Origin of the sequence: Stenotrophomonas sp. AS012628, from assembly GCF_010608305.1 — a bacterium.
Classification (GTDB): domain Bacteria; phylum Pseudomonadota; class Gammaproteobacteria; order Xanthomonadales; family Xanthomonadaceae; genus Stenotrophomonas; species Stenotrophomonas geniculata.
Genome location: NZ_VMBJ01000037.1, coordinates 16130 through 36653, shown reverse-complemented (window position 1 = coordinate 36653; position 20524 = coordinate 16130). Strand labels below are relative to the sequence as shown.

General features: G+C 67.3%; 16 protein-coding genes. 2 read left to right on the top strand and 14 right to left on the bottom strand.

The annotated features are described in order from the left end of the window. Window positions 1–221: 221 nt before the first annotated feature. The 13 genes from tkt to G5A07_RS15570 form a co-directional block, all read right to left on the bottom strand. Window positions 222–2219, bottom strand: a complete 1998-nt coding sequence (tkt, locus tag G5A07_RS15630) for a transketolase (protein WP_010484072.1) — start codon at window positions 2217–2219, stop codon at window positions 222–224. Between the two features lie 215 nt (window positions 2220–2434). After that, entirely contained in the window at window positions 2435–3754 is a 1320-nt protein-coding gene (locus G5A07_RS15625; RefSeq protein ID WP_043403118.1) for a dicarboxylate/amino acid:cation symporter, read from the bottom strand. A 57-nt stretch (window positions 3755–3811) separates the two neighbouring features. Further along, a complete protein-coding gene (locus G5A07_RS15620) occupies window positions 3812–5527 on the bottom strand; it encodes a BatD family protein (protein WP_191863583.1) in 1716 nt (571 codons plus the stop codon). After that, the gene (locus G5A07_RS15615; RefSeq protein WP_191863582.1) at window positions 5524–7362 is read right to left on the bottom strand and encodes a tetratricopeptide repeat protein; all 1839 of its coding nucleotides are present in this window, start codon (window positions 7360–7362) and stop codon (window positions 5524–5526) included. Before G5A07_RS15615 ends, G5A07_RS15620 begins: the two co-directional genes overlap by 4 nt. Next, window positions 7359–8363 (bottom strand): VWA domain-containing protein, encoded by a 1005-nt coding sequence (locus tag G5A07_RS15610; RefSeq protein ID WP_019338744.1) that lies wholly within the window; start codon window positions 8361–8363, stop codon window positions 7359–7361. The genes G5A07_RS15615 and G5A07_RS15610 overlap by 4 nt, the downstream gene beginning before the upstream one ends. Then, a complete protein-coding gene (locus G5A07_RS15605; protein WP_143994412.1) occupies window positions 8360–8809 on the bottom strand; it encodes a DUF4381 family protein in 450 nt (149 codons plus the stop codon). Before G5A07_RS15605 ends, G5A07_RS15610 begins: the two co-directional genes overlap by 4 nt. Further along, a complete protein-coding gene (locus G5A07_RS15600) occupies window positions 8806–9735 on the bottom strand; it encodes a DUF58 domain-containing protein (RefSeq protein ID WP_191863581.1) in 930 nt (309 codons plus the stop codon). The genes G5A07_RS15605 and G5A07_RS15600 overlap by 4 nt, the downstream gene beginning before the upstream one ends. Before the next feature lie 8 nt (window positions 9736–9743). Further along, window positions 9744–10769 carry a MoxR family ATPase gene (locus G5A07_RS15595; protein WP_019659996.1) on the bottom strand — a complete coding sequence of 342 codons (1026 nt, stop codon included), beginning with the start codon at window positions 10767–10769 and terminating at the stop codon, window positions 9744–9746. Between the two features lie 173 nt (window positions 10770–10942). Further along, complete coding sequence (locus G5A07_RS15590) at window positions 10943–12916, bottom strand: type IV pilus secretin PilQ family protein (protein WP_049437119.1); 1974 nt, start codon at window positions 12914–12916, stop codon at window positions 10943–10945. Window positions 12917–12937: 21 nt separating this feature from the next. Next, window positions 12938–13444, bottom strand: a complete 507-nt coding sequence (locus G5A07_RS15585) for a pilus assembly protein PilP (protein WP_032127850.1) — start codon at window positions 13442–13444, stop codon at window positions 12938–12940. 26 nt (window positions 13445–13470) lie between these two features. Then, window positions 13471–14127 carry a type 4a pilus biogenesis protein PilO gene (gene pilO, locus G5A07_RS15580; RefSeq protein WP_010484063.1) on the bottom strand — a complete coding sequence of 219 codons (657 nt, stop codon included), beginning with the start codon at window positions 14125–14127 and terminating at the stop codon, window positions 13471–13473. Continuing rightward, the gene (locus G5A07_RS15575) at window positions 14124–15014 is read right to left on the bottom strand and encodes a PilN domain-containing protein (protein ID WP_143994413.1); all 891 of its coding nucleotides are present in this window, start codon (window positions 15012–15014) and stop codon (window positions 14124–14126) included. The genes pilO and G5A07_RS15575 overlap by 4 nt, the downstream gene beginning before the upstream one ends. Then, a complete protein-coding gene (locus G5A07_RS15570) occupies window positions 15014–16072 on the bottom strand; it encodes a pilus assembly protein PilM (RefSeq protein WP_010484061.1) in 1059 nt (352 codons plus the stop codon). The genes G5A07_RS15575 and G5A07_RS15570 overlap by 1 nt, the downstream gene beginning before the upstream one ends. 219 nt (window positions 16073–16291) lie before the next feature. Here G5A07_RS15570 and G5A07_RS15565 point away from each other — a divergent pair, with 219 nt between their 5' ends. Both G5A07_RS15565 and G5A07_RS15560 read left to right on the top strand, forming a co-directional pair. After that, a complete protein-coding gene (locus G5A07_RS15565) occupies window positions 16292–18715 on the top strand; it encodes a penicillin-binding protein 1A (RefSeq protein ID WP_191863580.1) in 2424 nt (807 codons plus the stop codon). A gap of 235 nt (window positions 18716–18950) precedes the next feature. Then, complete coding sequence (locus G5A07_RS15560) at window positions 18951–19595, top strand: hypothetical protein (RefSeq protein WP_010484059.1); 645 nt, start codon at window positions 18951–18953, stop codon at window positions 19593–19595. 176 nt (window positions 19596–19771) lie between these two features. Here the strand turns inward: G5A07_RS15560 and G5A07_RS15555 are convergent, their stop codons facing one another. Beyond that, complete coding sequence (locus G5A07_RS15555; RefSeq protein WP_049432669.1) at window positions 19772–20515, bottom strand: hypothetical protein; 744 nt, start codon at window positions 20513–20515, stop codon at window positions 19772–19774. Window positions 20516–20524: the final 9 nt, after the last annotated feature.

Sequence of the window (20524 nt, the reverse complement as noted above, 5' to 3'; positions counted from 1 at the left end):
TTCTGCGCCGCGCTTGTTGACCATTTTTACTATTGAGGTTGTCTCGGCAGACTCTCCTTTTCGCAAGGAACGCAGGCCAGATGAAGAGGCCAACGCGACAGCGGCGCCGTCGGGCGGAACACGCCGTCCCCTTTTCTCGTCCACGCATGGCGTGGATCTACCCAGGAAAACGAGAAAGGCCGGCGTGCGCCGGCCTTTCCTTCATCACGCTGCGATGCTGCTTACAGCGCCTTGGCAGCTTCCACCACGTGGGCGGTGGTGATGCCGAAGTGCTTGTACAGCTGGTCGGCCGGGGCCGAAGCACCGAAGGTGTCGATGCCGATCACGGCACCGTCCAGGCCGACGAACTGGCGCCAGAAACCGGTGACGCCAGCTTCCACGGCCACGCGCTTGCGCACGGCGTTCGGCAGCACCGATTCACGGTAGGCCGCATCCTGGCGCAGGAACACGTCCGTGGACGGCATCGAGACCACGCGGGTCTTGAGGCCGGCCGCGTCCAGCTGGGCCTTGGCTTCGGTGGCCAGCGAGACTTCCGAACCGGTGGCGATCAGGATCACGTCCGGGGTACCGGCGGCATCGGCCAGCACGTAGCCACCGCGCTCGATCTGGGCGATCTGCTCGGCGTTGCGCGGCTGGTGCGGCAGGTTCTGGCGGCTGAACACCAGGCAGCTCGGGCCGTCCTGGCGGGTGATCGCGGCCTTCCAGCTCACCGCCGACTCGACCGCATCGCACGGACGCCACACGTCGTTGTTCGGGATGTAGCGCAGCGAGGCCAGGTGCTCCACCGGCTGGTGGGTCGGGCCGTCTTCGCCCAGGCCGATCGAATCGTGGGTGTAGACGTGGATGGCGTGGGCCGGGATCAGCGCGCTCATGCGCACGCCGTTGCGGGCGTAGTCGCTGAACACCAGGAAGGTGGCATCGAACGGAATGAAACCACCGTGCAGGGCCAGGCCATTGGCAATGGCGGTCATGCCGAACTCGCGCACGCCGTAGTACACGTAGTTGGCGTTGGCGTCGTCGCTGGCAACGGACTTGCTGCCCTTCCACAGGGTCAGGTTGGAGTGCGCCAGGTCGGCCGAGCCGCCGACGATTTCCGGCAGCAGCGGGGCATAGGCTTCAATGGCCAGCTGCGAGGCCTTGCGCGAGGCGATCGTCGGGCCTTCAGCCGCCACCTGGGCGATGTAGGCATCGGCCTTGGCAACGAAGTCGGCCGGCAGTTCGCCGTGCGAACGACGGGTCAGTTCGGCGGCCTCGCCCGGGTACTGGCTGGCATACTTGTCGAACAGCTGTTCCCACTCGGCCTGGCGCAGGGTGCCGGCGCCATTGGCGCGCCAGCCGTCGTAGATCGCCTGCGGGATCTCGAACGGACCGTACTCCCAGCCCAGCTGCTTGCGGGTGGCTTCCAGTTCGTCCTTGCCCAGCGGTGCGCCGTGGCTGGATTCCTTGCCCGCCTTGTTCGGCGAACCAAAACCAATGGTGGTGCGGCAGCAGATCAGGGTCGGCTTGTCGCTCTGCGACAGCGCGGCCTCGATGCCGGCCTTGATGCTTTCCGGGTCGTGGCCATCGACGTCACGGACCACGTTCCAGCCATAGGCTTCGAAACGCTCCGGGGTGTTGTCGGTGAACCAGCCCTCGACGTTGCCGTCGATGGAGATGTGGTTGTTGTCCCAGAAGCAGACCAGCTTGTGCAGGCCCCAGGTACCGGCCAGCGACGCCGCTTCATGCGACACGCCTTCCATCAGGCAGCCATCGCCCATGAACACCCAGGTGCGGTGGTCGACCACTTCCAGCTCCGGGCGGTTGAAGCGCTGTGCCAGCAGCTTCTCGGCCAGAGCGAAGCCCACGGCATTGGCGAAACCCTGGCCCAGCGGGCCGGTGGTGGTTTCCACGCCCGGGGTCTCGTGGCGTTCCGGGTGACCGGCGGTGTGGCTGCCCAGCTGGCGGAACAGCTTCAGCTGCTCGATCGGCAGGTCGTAACCGCTCAGGTGCAGCAGCGCGTACTGCAGCATCGAACCGTGGCCGTTGGACAGCACGAAACGGTCGCGGTTGAACCAGTGCGGATTGCTCGGGTTATGGCGGAGGTAGTCGTTCCAGAGGACTTCGGCGATGTCGGCCATGCCCATGGGCATGCCGGGGTGGCCGGACTTTGCGGTTTCAACCGCATCGGCGGCAAGGAAGCGGATGGCGTTGGCCAACTGGCGACGGGTAGGCTGCGTCATGGTTCTGTCGGAATCGGGAGGCGGCCGCGGACGTGCGGGCGGCCTATTGTCCCATAGTCGCCGGGCGGGGGGTCGGTTCACCTTGTCCGGTCGTGCCGGCCGCTGGCCGGCACTTTCATGATCTCCGCCGGATTCCGCATGTGAAAAGGGGTCGGATACCTTTCCCTGCGGAAAGGAATCCGACCCCGATCAGGTCGCCAGCAGTGGCCTTGGACTCAGTCCTGGTGGGGCGTAAGCGCCGGGCCGTCGTGGGACTCGCCCTTGGCCACCAGGGTGGTCAGGGCCAGGTCGCCGGTCACGTTCAGGGCGGTACGGCACATGTCCAGGAAGTGGTTCACGCCCAGGATCAGGCCGATGCCCAGCGGGTTCACGCCCACCATCGCGCAGATCATCGCCACCACCGGCAGCGAGCCCGACGGCACGCCGGCCGTGCCGATGCCACCGAGGATGCAGACCGCCATCACCATGATCTGCTGGCCGATGCTCAGGTCCACGCCAAAGAACTGGGCCAGGAAGATCACCGTCACGCCCTCGAACAGCGCAGTGCCGTTCTGGTTGGCGGTGGCGCCCACGGTCAGCACGAAGCGCGACACGCGCTGCGGCAGGCCCATCTGGTCAGCCACGCGCAGCGCGGTCGGCAGGGTGGCGTTGCTGGAGGCGGTGGAGAACGCCATCACGGTCGCTTCCTGGGTATCGCGGAAGAACGACAGCGGCGAGCGGCCGGACAGCCACACGGCGGTGCCGTAGGTCACGATCATGTGCAGGCCCAGCGCGAGCACCACCACGCCCACGTAGGCGCCCAGGCGGATGATCAGCTCGAAGCCGAACAGCGCGGCCAGGTTGAACATGAAGCAGGCCACCGCATACGGGGCCAGGCGGATGACCAGGTTGATCAGGGTCATCGAGATTTCGAACACGCCTTCGATGGCGCGGCGCAGCGGTGCGACCTTCTCGTTGTCGGTCAGCACCATGCCGATGCCGAACATCAGCGCGAAGAACATCAGCGACAGGATCGCACCGTTGTCCGATGCAGCCTGCAGCACGTTGCTCGGCACGATCGACAGCAGCATGTCCATGCCCTTCGGCGTGCCATGGATGCCTGCAACGATTTCCTTGCTGCGCTCGGCGTTCTCCGAAAGCATCATGGCGGCGACCTGCGGGTCGACGCCGGCACCCGGCTTGAGCAGGTTGACCAGCACCAGGCCGATGCCCACGGCGATGCCGGACAGCAGCACGGTGTAGGCAAGGGTCTTCCAGCCGATGCGACCGAGGGCGCGGATGTCGCCCATCTCCGACACGCCCATGATCAGCGCCGAGAAGATCAGCGGCACGATCAGCATGAAGATCAGGTTGAGGAACAGGCCCGACGCCGGGGTGGTGATGTAGTCCATTACCCACTTGGCACCGGCCTGCAGACCATCGACGCTGCCACCCAGGGCGTGCACGATCAGTCCCAGGATCAGGCCGATCGCAAAGCCGATGCCCATCTTCCAATGCAGGGGCAACTTCTTCTTGTCGGCAGCAGCTGCTGTCATGCGCGGGTTTCCTCGAAAAATGAATGCACTCTAACAAAGCGCGCAAGCGGCGCCGGTTCAGGTTCGCCGCGGTGGATACAGCGGCGCCAGGCCAGTGTCAGCGGTGATCGCCGCCGCCGACCAGTGCGGTCCGTCACGGAAGACCCCGCGCAGGCGCGTGCGCAGCGGCCCCAGATCACCCTGCCCGCCCCAGCGCGCCTGTTGCAGGTCCTGCAGCACCTGGCGCTGGGCCGGGTCATCCAACCGCGCGATGACCTGCTCGATGCGTTCAACGCCGGCCATCGCGCACAGCTGAGCTTCTACCTGATCGAAGCCTTCACCATCCAGCGCGCGGCGCAGTTCGGCCAGGCCGGCACGTCCAGTCGCCACAGCCGGCACAGCCCCCCTGCCCGCCTCAGGCGACGCCACGCGCGGGCGACGGCCACGCTGCCAGCCCCACAACAGGGTCAGCAGCCACAGCAGCGCCAGGCCGATGGCGGCGCCCATCCATGGCCACGGACGCTCGGCCAGGCCGCTGGCGCGCGGATCGGTGGCCGCGATACGACTGTCCTGGCCATCGCCCCCCGGCAGCGCAGCATCGGTGTCGATCGGCGGCAGCGGCGCAGGTGAAGCACTGCCACCGCCATTACCGGCTGCGACGGCGAGTGTCAGGTCCGGCAGCTTCGCTTCCTGTGGCTTGCCGTTGCGCACGTCCCACCACGGCAGGCGCGGCCCCGGCACCACCAGCGAACCCGGCTGGCGCGGCACGATCGAGTAACGGCGGGTGATCTTCAGCCGCGGCGTGCTGCCGTTGAAGGTCTCTTCGTACTGCGCCGGTTCGGCGAACACCTGCGCGGCGCTGCCAACGTCGGGCACCGGCAGGTCGGTGAACTGCGCGCGGGTGGCACCGTCGGCAATCGCCTCGACCACCACGTTGGCCGCCTCACCGGTACGTGCGCTGGTCGGTGCACTGGTGTAGCGCAGCTGCAGGCCCTGCAGCGGCAGCCACGGCTGCGGCGCCTGTGCCGGCTGTGCCTGTACCTGCAACGTGCGGTCGGCGCCGGTGGCATTCATCCGCCCGTCGCCGCCGCCAAAGAAGTCGTCGAAGAAGCCACCGGCACTGCGCCCACTGAAGCGCGCACCGGCCAGCCGAAGTGCACCGCTGCGCTCGGGGATCAGCAGGAAGCGCCGCTCGACCACGTTGTAGCGGCGGCCATTGACCTGCCGCACATCGGTGCGGTCATCGCCCACCCGCTGCAACGACGCACCGGCGGGGGTATCCAGCACCAGTTCGCCGGAGGCCAGCTGCGAGGCGAAATACAACCGCACCACCACGCCTACGCTCTGCTGCACATACGGCGTCTGGTCATCGACAACGGTTTCGATGAAGGCCACCGCGTTGCTGTCGGGGCCGGCCACGGCAGCGGCATCCACCTGCAGGGTCAGCGGCGCGGTACGCACGCTGCCCACCTGCAGGCCCGGCACCACCAGTGCACCGCTACGCCGCGGCGTGAGTGCCACGCCATACAGATTGCGCTGCTGCATGCTGCCATTGCTCCACTCCACCTGGCGGCTGCTGGTCTGGCCGCTGAGATCGAAGTCGGTACGCAACGGCGTGAAGTCTGGCGCGCCCTGATCGCTCTCGACATTGAGAGTGACCGTGTCGCCCATCGCGATGCGGTCGCGGTCCAGCCACGCGCGCGGCTGCGCCCACGCCAGCAGCGGCAGCCACAGCAGCAGTGTTGCCAGTACCTGCAGTGGCCAGCGCCCGTGCATGTTGATCGCCCGCGTCATCGCCCTTCCCTCTTCCTGCGTTCGTTTTCCAGCTGGAACTTGGCCCGCAGCAATGCGCCCGGATCATCCGGTACGCGCCGCATCCACGCCTCCACCGCCTGTTGCTCCTCGCGTTGGCGCGGGGTGGTGCCGTCGCTGCCTGGCACGGGCTTGCCATCCTGTTCGCCCTTGCCCTCACGTGCCTGCTGCATTGCCTGCTGCATGCGCTGGCGCTGCTGCTCATCCGCCTGCGCCTGCGCCTTGGCATCCTCCACCTGTGGTGGCGCCTGCTGTCCATCGCGGCCACGCTCGCCGGGCTGCGGGCTCGACGGGTTCTTGTCGTCACCGGGCCTGGGCTGCCCCTGCTGGCCCGGTTGCGGCTGGCCCTGGCCGGGATTCTGCTGGCCCTGCTGCGGCTGCTGGCCCTGCGGATTCTGCTGCCCCTGGCCGTTCTGCGGTGGCTTCTGCTGCCCGTTCTGCGGTGGTTTCTGCTGATCCTGGCCTTTGCCACCCGACTGCTTGCGCTTGCGCGCGGCATCGACCACGGCACGGTTGGCGACCGCGTCGGCCATGCCGGGATGCAGTGCCAGCGCGCGGTCGTAGGCGGCAATGGCTTCGTCGTAGTTGCCTTGGCGGGCCAGTGCATTGGCCAGGTTGTACCAGCCCGCATCGCTGTCGATGCCCTCGAACTGCTTGCGGGCACTGGCGAAATCGCCATTGCGGTACGCCTGCGCACCTTCGGCCAGACGCTGGTGCTGCACCTGGTCGGCGCGCTTCCACAGTGTGCCCTGCACCGGCGGTGAAGCCGGCACGGCGGGTGCCTGCGCCTGCACATCACTCATCCACGGCAGCAGGCCCACCGCCAGCACCGCCGCCAGCAGCGCGCGGCGGCGGAAGGCCAGCAGCGCCAGCAGCATCACCGGTGGCAGCAGCCAGAACCCTTCATCACGCCATTGCTTGCCCTCCCCGGGCCGCTGCGCCGCAGTACCTTCGCGTGCATCCAGTACACCCAGTGCGCGCAGATCACTGTCATCGGCGGCGATGCGGGCATAGCGGCCACCACCGCCCGTAGCCACCGCACGCAGGCTGCCTTCATCCAGCGTGGCCTGGCGGATCTGCCCACTGCCATCCCGGTACGCCGCACCGGCAGATGTGCCCAGGCCCAGTACCGACACCTGCAGGCCGAGGCTGCGCGCCTGCGCAGCGGCCAGTGCCGCTTCATCATCCGCCTGATCGCTGACCAGCAGGATCTGCCCCCGCAATGCCCCGATCTGGCGCATCAACCGCGTCGCCCAGTCGATACCGCGGTCGGCACGCTGGCCGTCGCGTGGCATCACATCCGGCGACAACGCGTCCAGATACAGCGCAACGTTGCTGCCGTCGTCGGTCAGCGGCGCCACGGTGTAGGCATCCTCGGCGTAGACCACCAGGCCCACCTGTCCGCCCTGGCGGGCACGCAGCAGCTCACCCACTTTCGCCCGGGCCTGCAGCAGGCGCGACGGCGGCAGGTCGGTGGCATTGATCCGGCTGGACAGATCCAGCACGACCAGCAGCGGTGCGCTGGCCTGGAACATCGGCTGTGCCTGCTGGCGCCAGCTCGGCCCGGCCATGGCCAGCGAGGCCAGCGTCCAGCCCAGCAGCACGGCCCAGGGCAGGCGTGCACGGCGGCGCGTGCCCGCAGCCAGCAGATGCGGCAACAGGTGGGCATCGACTGCTGTTCGCCACACATCGCTGCGCCGCTGCCGGTACAACGCCAGCGCGAGGATCAGCGGCAATGCCAGCAAGGCCCACAGCCATTCCGGGCGCAGGAAGTGCAGCGCATTCCAGTCGGGAAGATGGGATGCCAACGCGATCATCGGCGGCGCTCCGGCCACACCCATGCCAACGCACCCAGCAACAACGCCAGGCCCAACGGCCAGGCATAGCGCTCCTCGCGCGGTCGCAGGCTTGGCCCCTTCGCCGCGATCGGCTCCAGCCGGTCCAGTTCGGCGTAGATGCCGGCCAGCTGCGCGGTATCGCGGGCGCGGAAGAACTGGCCACCGGTCATGCTGGCAATCTTTTTCAACGTGGCCTCGTCGACCGGATCCTGGTCGGCGGAAATGGGAATGCCGAACAGGCGCATGCTGCCATCGCCACCAAACGCGACGGTGTGGATGCGTACACCTTCGGCGCGGGCCACTTCCGCCGCACGCAGCGGCTCCAGCACCCCGGCGTTGCTGACGCCGTCGGTCAGCAGGATCAGCACGCGCTGTCCCTCGGGTTGGCTGCGCAGGCGTTTCACTGCCAGGCCGATGGCATCACCGATGGCCGTCTCGCGCCCGGCCAGGCCGACCACGCTGTCGCGCAGCTGGTCGCGCACGCTGGCCAGATCGGCAGTAAGCGGCGTAAGCGTGTAGGCGCGGTCGCCGAAGATCAGCAGGCCGATGCGATCACCGGCACGACGATCAAGGAAATCGGCGAGCACGGCCTTGGCCGCGGTCAGGCGATCCACCGCCTGCCCGCCCAGCACCATGTCGCCCTCGCCCATGCTGCCGGACACGTCCATTGCCAGCATCATCTGCCGGCCCTGCTGCGGCGGGGTGATGGCCTCGCCCAACTGCTGCGGGCGCGTGAGTGCGATGCACAGCGCGCACCAGCCCAGCCACAACAGCAGCGTGCGCAGCCACGACACATCAACGCGGCCGCCACCGGCCAGCGCTTCCAGTTCCGTCGCTGCATAGGGCACGCGCAGTGCAGCGCCGGGGTCGGCACGACGCTTCCACCAGCGCATCAGCAACGGCAACGGCAGCGCCAGCAGGGCCAGGGGCCACGCCAGCTGCAGGTCCGGCCATGGCCAGTAACTTGCCAGCAGGTTCATCGGCGGCGCTCCAGCAGCATGGCCAGGTAGCGCTCGCGCGCCCAGCTGCGCAGCGCCGCCACATCGTTGGCGTCCACCCGTGGGCGATAGGCACCTTCCGCCAACAGGCTGCGACGTGCTGCGGGCAGCGTGCCTTCCGGATCCACGCGCTGCCACCAGGCGTCATCGCGCAGGGATTCACTGCCGGGCTGTGTCTGGCGTGCGGCGCGACGCAGCAGCCCTGCGATCGCCGCCAGTTCGGCAGCCGCATCGGCGGTGGTTGCCAGCTCCTGATCAAACACCTGCAACCAGCGTTGGCGGCGTCGGCGGCGCTGCCACCACAGGAAGGCCATCGCCACCAGCAACAGCAGCACCACGCCGCCGATCATCAGATAGCCCGGTGCCGGTGGCCACCATGATGGGGCCGGCGGCAGCTGCACATCGCGCAGCGGCAGGTTCGCGCTCATGCCGGCACCTCGGTCGGGGATGGTGCCAGCCAGGCATCGCTGGGCGCATCGGTGGACAGCACCTGCACATCGACGCGACGCGCTCCCAGCTGGCGCCGCAGTTCCTGCAGCGGTTCGACGAAGTGGGCCTGCCAATGAGCCTGCACCTCGCTGCGCCGCAGGTCGAGGCCGATGCGCTGGTGCAGGGTCTGGAACTGCAGCGCGGCCGACGGAGGCTGCAGTTCCAATGGATCGACCAGCAGCACCAGGCTGAGGTCATGGTGCTGGGCCAGCGCACTCCAGCGCGCAGGCGGAATACGGATGACCTGCTGCGGATCGGCCAGCACCAGCACACGTGCACCCGGGCGCAGGACGCGACCGGCATGGTCCAGCGCGCGTTCCAGGCCAAGGTCATCGGCCGGGGGCTGCGCATACCAGCGGGTGAGCGCATCCAGCACGCGCAGCACGCCGCGCGGGCCTCCTGCCGGTGCGATCGGTGGTTCACGGTCGCTGCCACGCAGGGCTCCGATGCGATCGCCACGACGTTGCGCCGACCACGCAGCGACGGCGCCTGCACGTGCGGCCTGCACCGATTTGAAGCGCACGCGGGTGCCGAAGTACAGGGCCGGCGAGGTATCAGCCACGATCAGGCTGACCCGCTCGCGTTCGGCCTGGAACAGTTTGGTGTGGGCACGACCGGTCCGTGCGGTCACCCGCCAGTCGATATGCCGCGCATCATCACCGGCCACGTACTCGCGTGACTCGGCATATTCCATGCCACGCCCACGCAGCGGTGACGGCGCCTGCCCGGCATTGCCGGCACGGCCACGGCGTGGCGGCGGCGGACGCTGTGCAAGGCGGCGCAAGGCCACCAGTTCGGACAGCTGCGGGCGCAGCCCGTCACCGTCGCTGACGGAGGAGGCGTGGTGCAGGGATGGATCGGTCATGCGCAGGCTCAGGGTGCCGGCACCCGGGCCAGCAGCTCCTGCACCAGGCGTTCGCCATCCCAGCCTTCGGCAGTAGCTTCGTAGCTGGGCAGCACGCGATGGCGCAGCACGTCGGCGGCAACCGCACGCACATCATCAGGGGTGACAAAATCGCGGCCGGCCAGCCAGGCGCGCGCACGCGCGCAGCGTTCCAGTGCGATGGAACCGCGCGGGCTGGCGCCCCAGGCAATGCGGCGGCCAAGGCCAGCGTCATAGCGCGCCGGATCACGCGAAGCCAGCACCAGCTCGATCAGGTAGCGTTCCAGCGCCGGCGCCATGTGCAGGTCCAGCACTTCGCGGCGGGCATCGAACACATCCTGCATCGGCAGTTTTTCCGGCGCTGGTGCGGCTTCGCCCAACGCGCCGCGGGCACGCTCGCGGGCCAGGCGCAGGATCTCCGATTCGGCGGCCTGGTCCGGGTAGCCGATGCGCACATGCATCAGGAAGCGGTCCAGCTGTGCTTCCGGCAGCGGGAAGGTGCCTTCCTGTTCGATCGGGTTCTGCGTGGCCATCACCAGGAACAGCGGCGGCAGCGCGTAGGTGTGGCGGCCAACGGTAACCTGGCGCTCGCCCATCGCTTCCAGCAGTGCGGACTGCACCTTGGCTGGCGCGCGGTTGATTTCATCGGCCAGCAGGATCGGGTGGAAGATCGGTCCGGGTACGAATTCGAAGCGGCCTTCCTGCGGGCGCCAGATCTCGGTGCCGGTCAGGTCGGCCGGCAGCAGGTCCGGGGTGAACTGCACGCGGGCGAAGTCAGCCTCCAGGCGCGAGGCCAGCGCACGGATCGCCGTGGTCTTGGCCAGGCCCGGAGCGCCCTCCACCAGCAGGTGGCCATCGGCCAGCAGCGCGATCAGCAGGCGTTCGACCAGTGCCGCCTGGCCGACGATCTCGGCCGACAGGGCATCGCGCAGCTGGGTGAAGGCGCCATGCAGGCGCGAGGTGGCCGGCGCGGGCGGCGGCGAGACGGTTTCGGGCATCGGCGGTGGCAGGTTCATGGGGGCCTTTGACCGGCGCGGGACGGCACGGGTTCCCGACATCATCGCAGGGTGCCCTGCGATTGGCATCAAGAACGGCTGAACGGCGCATCCACGCATGGCGTGGATCTACGGGTGGAAACGAAGAAGGGCCGCGCATGGCGGCCCTTCTTCGTTTCGCGGGTGGCGCGGGCTCAGTTCTGCTTGGCCACGCGCAACACCTTCGGCGTCACGAACACCAGCAGCTCGGCCTTGTCCTTGTTGCGGCCACGCTTCTTGAACAGGTTGCCCAGGAACGGCACGTCGCCCAGGAACGGCACCTTGCTGATGCTGCTGCGGTCGGTGAACTCGTACACACCACCGATGACCACGGTCTGCCCATCCTCGACCAGCACCGCGGTGTTGACCTCGCGGCGGTTGATCGACGGCACCGTGCCGTAGCCCTGCAGCTCGATCAGGCGGTCGACTTCATCCTTCTTCACCTGCATGTTGAGGAACACGCGGTTGTCGTTGGTGATGGTCGGGGTCACCCGCAGTTCCAGCACCACTTCCTTGAACTGCACGTTCGGGGTGGAACCGGCGCCACCGGCAGCACCGGTGCCGCTGATGGTGACGTAGCCGATTTCCTTGCCCTGCTTGATCATCGCCTCGCGCTGGTTGGTGGTGACCACGCGCGGGTTGGAGATCACCTCACCTCGCGACTCTTCCTGCATGGCCGACAGCTCCACATCCAGCAGGTAGCCAGCGTTGAGGATCGACAGCGCCAACGAACCCGGATTGCTGGCCGTAGCCACCGGCAGGTTCCAGTTCAGGCCGCGCTTGATGGTCGGGCCACTGGGAACCGGCGCCGGGCCGACGCTGCCACCCGCCTGCCACTCACGGACCGCCTTGGCGTTGGCCAGTGCCGTATCGACCTGCGACTTGCGGGTTTCCTCGTTGGCAGCGAGGCTGCCGCTGAAGTACACGTTGTCGCGGCTGCCGCTGATGCCGAACTTCGCACCCAGCTCGCGGGCGAAGGTATCGGTGGCGATGACAATGCGGCTTTCGATCAGCACCTGGTCGACCGGGCGGTCGATCACGCCGATCAGCTCACGCATGCGCGCGATCTTCTTCGGGATGTCGCTGATCATCAGCGTGTTGGTGCGCTCGTCGGCCACGATACGGCCGCGCGAGGACAGGAAACCACTGTCTTCCTGCGACGAACCGCCACCACCGCCATTGCCGCCACCACTCCCGCCACCGATGCCCTTGGCCTCGGTCAGCGCTTTGAAGATCTGCGTGGCGCTGTGGTAGTTGATCTGGACGTAATCGGTGACCAGGTCTTCGCGGTTCTCGATGGCGATGCGCGCGTCTTCCTTCTCCTGCTCGAACTTGGCCAGCTCAGCCTGCGGAGCGACCCAGATCACGCTGCCATCGCGACGCTTGTCCAGGCCCTTGGCACGCAGCACGATGTCCAGCGCCTGGTCCCACGGCACGTTGACCAGGCGCAGGGTCACATTGCCCTGTACCGAATCGGACGCCACCACGTTGAGATTGGATTCTTCGGCGATCAACTGCAGCACGGTGCGCACCGGCACGTCCTGGAAGTTGAAGGTCACCGGCTTGCCGGTGAAGCCACGCTGCCCCACCGCCTTGGCGGCCTGGGTGACGCTGCCGGCGGTGACCGCGCCCACCGCGGCGGGCGCCTGCCGCGGGCTGATCTCCACCACGTACTCGTTGCCGCTCTGGTAGGCCAGCGATTCCACTGCACCACCGGTGCTCAGCACCAGCTGGGTACCGGCACCGGACGGCTTGGCGTCGATGCGCTGCACCGGCGTGGCGAAGTCGGTGACGTTCATCGGCTTCTGCAGGTTGGCCGGCAGTCGGGCGTTACCGACATCGACCACCACGCTGTTGCCCTGCGTACGCAGGTCCGGGACCGCGCCCTGGCCGTCGAACTGGACGATCAGGCGCCCGGCGCCATCATCGCCGCGCTTGAAATCGATCTTGGCCACCGACAGGCCCGCCGGCGCTGCCGCCGGTGCCACGGTGGCGCCCACCGGCTTCTCGGCCGGTGCGGCGGCCAGCGCCGGAGCGCAGGCCAGCATCAGCGCGACTCCCAACGCGCTGACACGGTTCAAGGTAGAGCGCCGGATGGGACGCAGCCCCTTGGCTTGGTGAAAGGTCATCGTGCTATCCCCAGTAAACGATCATTGATCTTCAAGCGAGAGCGTTGCCGGCCGTTCCAGCCAGCCGCCCGCGCCATCCGGCACCAGTTCGATCAGCTCCACGTGGTCCTCGAAGACCGCCGTGACCCGCCCGTCGCTCTGCCCCAGGTACCCGCCCGGGCGTACCCGGTAGGTCACCTTGTCCGGCCCCATCACCAGCGCCACGGTAGCGGCGCCGGTGCCGATGGTACCGACCATGTCCAGTGCATCCAGCGGGAAGCCTTCCAGCGGCTCCTTGCGCCGGTTCGGATCCGGACGCAACCCGCCATTCCCCTGCTGCGGATTGGTCCAGGCATCGGTGAACGGGTCGCGCAGACCCTGTGCGGAGTATTCGAAGGTCTCGAACTGCTGCATCACCGGCAGCGGCTCCAGCGGCTGCGCCGGTCGGGCACGCTCGCCTTCCACCCACTTTTCAAGGTTCGGCGCATCACCCGGCGTGCTGGTCACATCGCGGCCGCACGCGGCCAGCATCAGCACGATGGCTGCCATCCCACAACGCGCAAAGAGGGAACGGATCACTTCTTCTCCTCCTTGCCGGCATCAGCCGCCTGCTGTGCCTGCACCTCGGTCTCGTCCAGATAGCGATAGGTCTTGACCGTGCCGGACAGCTCCAGCGCACCGCTGCGGGCGTTGCCGGTGGCCTTGTCCTTGGGCTTGAGGTTGATGTCGTGCATGGTCAGGATGACCACGCGCGGCAGCGACGCCACGCCACTGACGAAAGCACCGAACTGGTGGTAACTGCCCACCATGCGCAGCTTGATCGGCTTTTCGGCGTAGAACTCCTTGACCTGCTCCTGCTCCGGCTCGAACAGCTCGTTGGTCAGGCCGCTGGACAACGCCGTCTGCGAGATGTCGATGATCAGGTCAGGCATTTCGGTCTTGCTGGGCAGCTGCCGCAACATCTGCTGCAGCACCTGTTCCATCTGTGCCAGCTGCTGCTTCAGCGGTGCCAGGTTCACCGCGCGCTCCTGCTGCTTGGTGAACTCGGCACGCAGATCGACTTCCTTCGATTCCAGGCCGGCCAGTTCCTCGCGCTTGCCACTGATCAGCAGCATCCACGCAACGAACATGATCACCAGCGCCAACAGCGAGCAGAAGACGATCTTGGCCTTCTGCGGCCAATTGCCGATGTCGTTGAAATCCAGGTTCTTCAGATCGATTTTCTGGCTCATGCGCGATCCCCCTGCAGCGGGGCGTTGAAGGCCTGCGGCGGCTGCGCCAGGCGGCTGCCCTCGGGCTTCGGCGCAGGCTTGGCAGCCGGGGCTGCCGGCTGGTTCGGCGCGGCCGGGGTGGCAGCAGGTGCGTTGACCGGAGCGGCGGCGGGGGCGGGTGCAGCCGGAGCAGCAACGGGCTGGCCTGCGGCCGGTGCAGCAGGCGCCGCTGCATCCGGGCCGGCGGCAAGCGGGGCCACTGCGGGCGGCGCCGGCGTTGCCACCGAACCATCGGCGTTGAGGCCTGGCGTTCCGGCCACTTCCTCACTCTGTGCCGGCAGCTTCACCTTGACCACGAACACATAGGGCAGCGCCTTGATGTCGGCCAACGGGCCAACCTTGCCGTCCTTGTCCTTCTCGGGATCACGCGCTTCGATGATCGACAGTTCCGGGTTGGTCATCCAACCGGAGGTCTCCAGGTTGCGCATGTACGCCGAAACACGGGCGTTGGACTGGGTGCGGCCTTCCAGGGTCAGCACGTCGCCTTCCTGCTTCAGCGCGGTCAGCACCAGGCCATCGGGAATCGTGCGCACCAGCGCATCGAACAGGTGCACCATCTGCGAGCGCTTGGCCTGCAGTTCCTCAATGACCTTCTTGCGGGCCAGCAGGCGTTCCTTCTGCGCGTCGAGGCGGTCGATCTCCTTGTTCTGTTCCTTGACCTTTTCGATCTCGGCTTCCAGATAGGCGTTGCGGTCCATCTGGCCGCTCACCTGGCGGTCGTAATAGAACCAGATCACCAGCGACAGCAGCAGGCCACCGATCGCGGCCATGCCCAGCATTGCGTAGAACTCGCGCTGGCGTTGCTTGCGCCGCTCGGCGCGCCAGGGCAATAGATTGATGCGTGCCATCAGTCGAAGCTCCTCAGCGCCAGACCGGTGGCGATCATCAGCGCGGGGGCATCCTGGGCCAGCGCATGTGCGTTCACCTTCGGCCCCAGGGTCATCTGCGCCAGCGGGTTGGCGACCACGGTCGGCACGCCCAGCTGTTCCTCGACCATTTCCGGCAGGCCACCGAGCACGGCGCAGCCGCCGGCCAGCACGATGTGGTCAACGCGGTTGAACTCGCTGCCTGCGTAGAAGAACTGCAGCAGGCGGCTGATCTGCTGGACCGTGGCTTCCTTGAACGGCTCCAGCACTTCCATCTCGTAGCTTTCCGGCAGCCCACCCTGGCGCTTGGCCAGGCCGGCTTCCTCGTAGCTCAGGCCGTAACGGCGCATGATCTCGTCGGTCAGCTGCTTGCCACCGAACACCTGTTCGCGGCTGTACAGGCTGCGGCCGCCGCGCAGGACGTTGAGGGTGGTCATTGTGGCGCCGATATCGACCAGCGCGACCACGCCCTCGATGGACACCGGCAGCTCGCTGGCGACCAGGGCGTAGGCGTTCTCGACCGCGAAGGCCTCCACATCCATCACCTTGGCCTGCAGGCCCCCCAGTTCCAGGGCCGACTGGCGCAGTTCCACGTTCTCCGAACGCGACGCGGCCAGCAGCACCTGGACCATCTCCGGGTTGTTCGGGATCGCCCCGATCACCTCGAAGTCCAGGTTCACTTCCTCGATCGGGTACGGAATGTAGTTGACCGCTTCCAGCTCGATCTGGGCTTCCATGTCGTTTTCGTCGAGCTCGGCCGGCATCGGGATCACCTTGGTGATCACCGCCGAACCGGCGACGGCGGCAGCGGCCAGCTTGGCCTTGCTCCCCGAGCGGTTCATCGCACGGCGGATGGCCTCACCCACGGCCTCCACTTCCACGATGTTCTTCTCCACCACCGCGTTCGGCGGAAGAGGTTCCACGGCGTAATGTTCCACACGAAAACGGTTGCCACTGCGGGACAGCTGCAAAAGCTTTACCGCAGTCGAACTGATGTCGACGCCTACAAGCGGCGACTGACTTTTTGGGATGAGCCCCACGGTTTCTCCCCTGCCGACGGGCACTTGGACGCAAGACCTGCGCCCGAGCATTAATAACGTATTCTTAGCAAATGGCAACGGCCCTGCTGTGAAGTCCCTCACGGATTCACCATGCAGCCCCTGACTGTTCCCCTTGCGCTCCCCGGCGACGACCCCAGCCGCCACCTTGCGTAATCTATACTCTGCGACCACGAAATTCGCAATCGGAATCTGAACCCGATGACTCGACTCCGCCGCTGGCTGCGCTGGATCTTCCTGATTGTCCTGGTCCTGGCGCTGATCGGCGCGGCCGCCGTAGGCGGTCTGTACTACGCCGTGTCCTCCAAGCTTCCCGACGTGCAGACCCTGCGCGACGTGGAAATGCAGGAGCCGATGTACGTCTACGCTGCCGACGGCAAGCTGATGGCGGTGTTCGGCGAGACCCGGCGTACCCCGATCACCATGAAGGACGTGCCCGAGCGCCTGAAGCAGGCCTTCCTGGCCACCGAGGACGCCCGCTTCTACGAGCACGGCGGCGTGGACTACATGGGCATCGGCCGTGCGGTGTGGCTGCTGGCCACCACCAACGACAAGCGCGTGCCGGGTGGCTCCACCATCACCCAGCAGGTGGCCCGCCAGTTCTTCCTCAGCTCCGAGTACAGCTACACCCGCAAGCTGGCCGAGATCCTGCTGGCGCGGAAGATCGAGTCCGAGTTGAGCAAGGACGAGATCTTCGAGCTGTACCTGAACAAGAGTTTCTTCGGCAACCGCGCCTACGGCGTCGCCGCCGCCGCCGAGTTCTATTACGGCAAGAAGCTGAACGAGCTGGACCTGGACGAGATGGCCTCGCTGGCCGGCATCCCCAAGTTCCCCTCGTCGGGCAACCCGATCTCCAACCCGGAGCGCGCCCGCCAGCGTCGTGACAACTATGTGCTGCAGCGCATGGCCGACCTGAAGTTCGTCAGCCAGGCCGAGGCCGACGCGGCCAAGGCCGTGCCGATGCACGCCACCGCGCATGAGCCGCCGGTGCAGGTCGATGCCCCGTACGTGGCCGAGCTGGTGCGCCAGGAAATGATCGCCCGCTTCGGCGGTGACGTGGTCAACAAGGGCTACCACGTCACTACCACTATCGATTCGACCCTGCAGACCGCCGCCAACCAGTCGGTGCGCGACGGCCTGCTGCTGTACGACCACCGCCACGGCTGGCACGGCGTGGAGAAGCAGGTCCAGGTGGGTGCCGGCGAAGACGCCGCCGCCCTGGCCGAGCACCTGCGTGGCCTGTACGGCCAGGCCGGCCTGCTGCCGGCCATCGTTGCCAGCACCGGTGCCGATGGCAGCGCCACCGTGGTGCTGGCCAACCGCAGCGAGATCGTGCTGCCGGCCGGTGCCGCCAAGTGGACCAACAAGACCCCGGGCAAGCTGGTGCAGCGCGGTGACATCGTGCGCGTGCGTGCCGGTGCCAAGGAAGGTGAGTGGCTGCTGGATCAGCTCCCGCGCGGCCAGTCCGCGCTGGTCTCGCTGGATGCCCACAGCGGCGCGCTGAAGGCGCTGGTTGGCGGTTTCAGCTTCTCCGGCAACAAGTTCAACCGTGCCACCCAGGCCCGCCGCCAGCCGGGTTCGAGCTTCAAGCCCTTCATCTACGCCGCGGCCTTCGACAAGGGCTACAACCCGGCCTCGATCGTGCTCGACGCACCGGTCGTGTTCCGCGACCGCCGCGGCAAGACCTGGGCGCCGCAGAACGACGGCGGCGGCTTCCGCGGCCCGATGCGCCTGCGTGAAGCACTGGTGCAGTCGCGCAACCTGGTCTCGGTGCGCCTGCTTGATGGCATGGGCGTGGACTACGCGCGCAAGTACATCAGCGAATTTGGTTTCGCCGAATCGGAACTGCCGCCGAACCTGTCGATGTCGCTGGGTACGGCGTCGCTCACCCCGCTGTCGGTGGCCCGTGGCTACGCTGTGTTCGCCAACGGCGGCTCGCGCGTGGACACCTGGCTGATTGATCAGGTCAATGACCGCGACGGCAACCTGGTGTTCAAGGAAAATCCTGCCCTGGCCTGCCGCGACTGCGCCGGCAGCAGCGACCAGCCGGTGAACCAGGTGGTGGACGGCTTCAACTTCGGCGCCCCGGCCCCGAAGGTGGACCCGGCCGCTGCGGCCAAGGCCGAAGCCAAGGCCGAGACCCCGGCCGCGCCGGTCAACCCCGATGCCCGCACCGCCCCGCGCGCGATCGACGCCCGCACCGCCTACCAGCTGGTGTCGATGATGCGCGACGTGGTCCAGCGCGGTACCGGTGCCCAGGCCAAGGTACTCGGCCGCGAGGACGTGGGCGGCAAAACCGGCTCCACCAACGACCACCGTGACGCCTGGTTCTCCGGCTTCGGCGGCCCGTACGTGACCACTGTGTGGGTGGGCCGCGACGACTTCCGCTCACTGGGCTACCGCGAATACGGTGGCAAAGCCGCCCTGCCGATCTGGATCGACTACATGCGCACCGCGCTGAAGGACACCCCGATCGCGCAGAACGATCCGCCCAGCGGCATGGTCCAGGCCACCCTCAATGGCGCGACCGAGTGGGTGAAGGTGGAAGACATGGACCGCCTGACCGACTACGACCTGAACCTCAATACGCCGCAGGCCGACGCCGCCGCGTTCGATATCTTCTGAGGAAGGGACAGGTGGGTGCCAACCTTGGTTGGCGCTGCCCTTTGTAGAGCCGAGCCCATGCTCGGCTTCGGGGGCCCGCGGTAGAGCAGCCGAGCATGGGCTCGGCTCTACAGGATCAACGGCACCCGTTTGCCGTGGTAGCTGCCAACCGTTGGTTGGCATCGCCGCGCCATACCCACGCAGATGTCACATCCCTGCGCTACTCTGTACCCAGGTCGCAACAGGGAGTCATCGCATGCACCGCGCCCGTCAGCATGCTGCCAGCCAGACCCGCGAGCGGCGCCACCGCCTCGCCCACGAAGCCGCCCGCCTGATGGCCGAAGGCGGCATCCGCGACTACCACCAGGCCAAGCTGAAGGCCGCCAGCCGGCTCGGCATCCACGACGATGCCTCCCTGCCCCGCAATACCGAGATCGAAGACGCCCTGCGCGAGTACCAGCGGCTGTTCTCCGGGCCCCAGCACGGCAACGAACTGCAACGCCGCCGCGAGGCCGCGATGCGTGCGCTGGAGTTCCTGCACGGCTTCTCCCCACGTCTGGCTGGCCCGGTGCTGGACGGCACCGCCGACGCCAACAGCCCCGTGCAGCTGCACCTGCACAGCGACGACCCGGAGGCCGTGCATCGCTTCCTGGACGAGCACGGCATCCCCGCCGAATCACGGACGCGCCGCCTGCGCATGGACCGCGAACGCTGCCTGGATGTACCGGTGTGGGTGTTCAGTGCCGAGGAACTGACCTTCGACCTGGCCGTACTGCCGTACGACGCCCTGCGCCAAGCACCGCTGTCACCCGTGGATGAGAAGCCGATGCGGCGCGCGTCTGTCGCGCAGTTGCGGCAGGTGCTGGCCGAGGCGGAGATCACCGCGTACATCGGCGGATGACGGTGGCGCCGGCCCATGGCCGGCGAGCGTAGCGGTACCTGTCTTTGGTGGGTGCGGACCGTTGGTCCGCACCGTGCTTCAGGCAACCGATTGCCGACCGAAGAGCAGTCGAGCGCGGCTCGACTCTACAAAAGCTGCGCTACCTGCTCTGGCAGATGGCGCCCATCATGCTCCCGCTACCAGACGAAACGGGTATCGCGCAGCGGGTCGCTGAGCAACCGCGGCAACCAGGGCGCGGGGGCCCGCTGTGGATACTCCCGCATCATCTGCGCATGCATGGCCTGCAGGTCCCGCAGCAAGCCGGCCTGAAAGTAGACGTCGTTGAACGTATCCGACCACCCACTCTTCACCCGCTCACGCTCGCCGCCCTTCAAGAGCGGCATCTGGTCCAGCGGCACGTCCAGGATCGTCGCCAGTGAGGCGTTGATCTGCGCATTCTCCACAGCGGCCTTGCGCACGGGATCCAACCGATCCCGAATCTGCCGGCAGTCGTAGGGAAAGCACCCGCCTGTGACGTTGATGTAGTCAGCGATGTCCGCCAGCATGTCGGCCTTCAGCCGCCACACCACTTCGCTGTCCATCACCTGCCGTACCCGCATCGTGCGCAGCGTACTCGCCCGCACGTCCTCCGGCGTGGTGAACTCGGCCCCCCGCGTGCTGCCAGCGTGGCGCACCAGCACGATGCGATGGATCGCCTCGTGGGTGACGCCCTCGATGCGCAGCGCCGCTGTATCCGGATGTATGCGCGGCGGCGGCACGCCCAGCATCTGCCACATGTACCACAGGACCAGCAGTAGACCGACGATGCACAGACCGCTCATCAGCGTCCACAGATCCAGGTTCCGTGTGTAGTAGCGATAGCGCGCCCGCCAGATATAGAACGTGCGATAGCTGATGAAGCCGCTTACCCATCTGTACATTGCCATCTC

Excerpts from the sequence above, each read along its gene's own strand:
- tkt (WP_010484072.1), bottom strand. The coding sequence starts at position 2,219 with ATGACGCAGCCTACCCGTCGCCAGTTGGCCAACGCCATCCGCTTCCTT.
- G5A07_RS15625 (WP_043403118.1), bottom strand. The coding sequence starts at position 3,754 with ATGACAGCAGCTGCTGCCGACAAGAAGAAGTTGCCCCTGCATTGGAAG.
- G5A07_RS15620 (WP_191863583.1), bottom strand. The coding sequence starts at position 5,527 with ATGACGCGGGCGATCAACATGCACGGGCGCTGGCCACTGCAGGTACTG.
- G5A07_RS15615 (WP_191863582.1), bottom strand. The coding sequence starts at position 7,362 with ATGATCGCGTTGGCATCCCATCTTCCCGACTGGAATGCGCTGCACTTC.
- G5A07_RS15610 (WP_019338744.1), bottom strand. The coding sequence starts at position 8,363 with ATGAACCTGCTGGCAAGTTACTGGCCATGGCCGGACCTGCAGCTGGCG.
- G5A07_RS15605 (WP_143994412.1), bottom strand. The coding sequence starts at position 8,809 with ATGAGCGCGAACCTGCCGCTGCGCGATGTGCAGCTGCCGCCGGCCCCA.
- G5A07_RS15600 (WP_191863581.1), bottom strand. The coding sequence starts at position 9,735 with ATGACCGATCCATCCCTGCACCACGCCTCCTCCGTCAGCGACGGTGAC.
- G5A07_RS15595 (WP_019659996.1), bottom strand. The coding sequence starts at position 10,769 with ATGAACCTGCCACCGCCGATGCCCGAAACCGTCTCGCCGCCGCCCGCG.
- G5A07_RS15590 (WP_049437119.1), bottom strand. The coding sequence starts at position 12,916 with ATGACCTTTCACCAAGCCAAGGGGCTGCGTCCCATCCGGCGCTCTACC.
- G5A07_RS15585 (WP_032127850.1), bottom strand. The coding sequence starts at position 13,444 with ATGGCAGCCATCGTGCTGATGCTGGCCGCGTGCGGCCGCGATGTGACC.
- pilO (WP_010484063.1), bottom strand. The coding sequence starts at position 14,127 with ATGAGCCAGAAAATCGATCTGAAGAACCTGGATTTCAACGACATCGGC.
- G5A07_RS15575 (WP_143994413.1), bottom strand. The coding sequence starts at position 15,014 with ATGGCACGCATCAATCTATTGCCCTGGCGCGCCGAGCGGCGCAAGCAA.
- G5A07_RS15565 (WP_191863580.1), top strand. The coding sequence starts at position 16,292 with ATGACTCGACTCCGCCGCTGGCTGCGCTGGATCTTCCTGATTGTCCTG.
- G5A07_RS15560 (WP_010484059.1), top strand. The coding sequence starts at position 18,951 with ATGCACCGCGCCCGTCAGCATGCTGCCAGCCAGACCCGCGAGCGGCGC.
- G5A07_RS15555 (WP_049432669.1), bottom strand. The coding sequence starts at position 20,515 with ATGTACAGATGGGTAAGCGGCTTCATCAGCTATCGCACGTTCTATATC.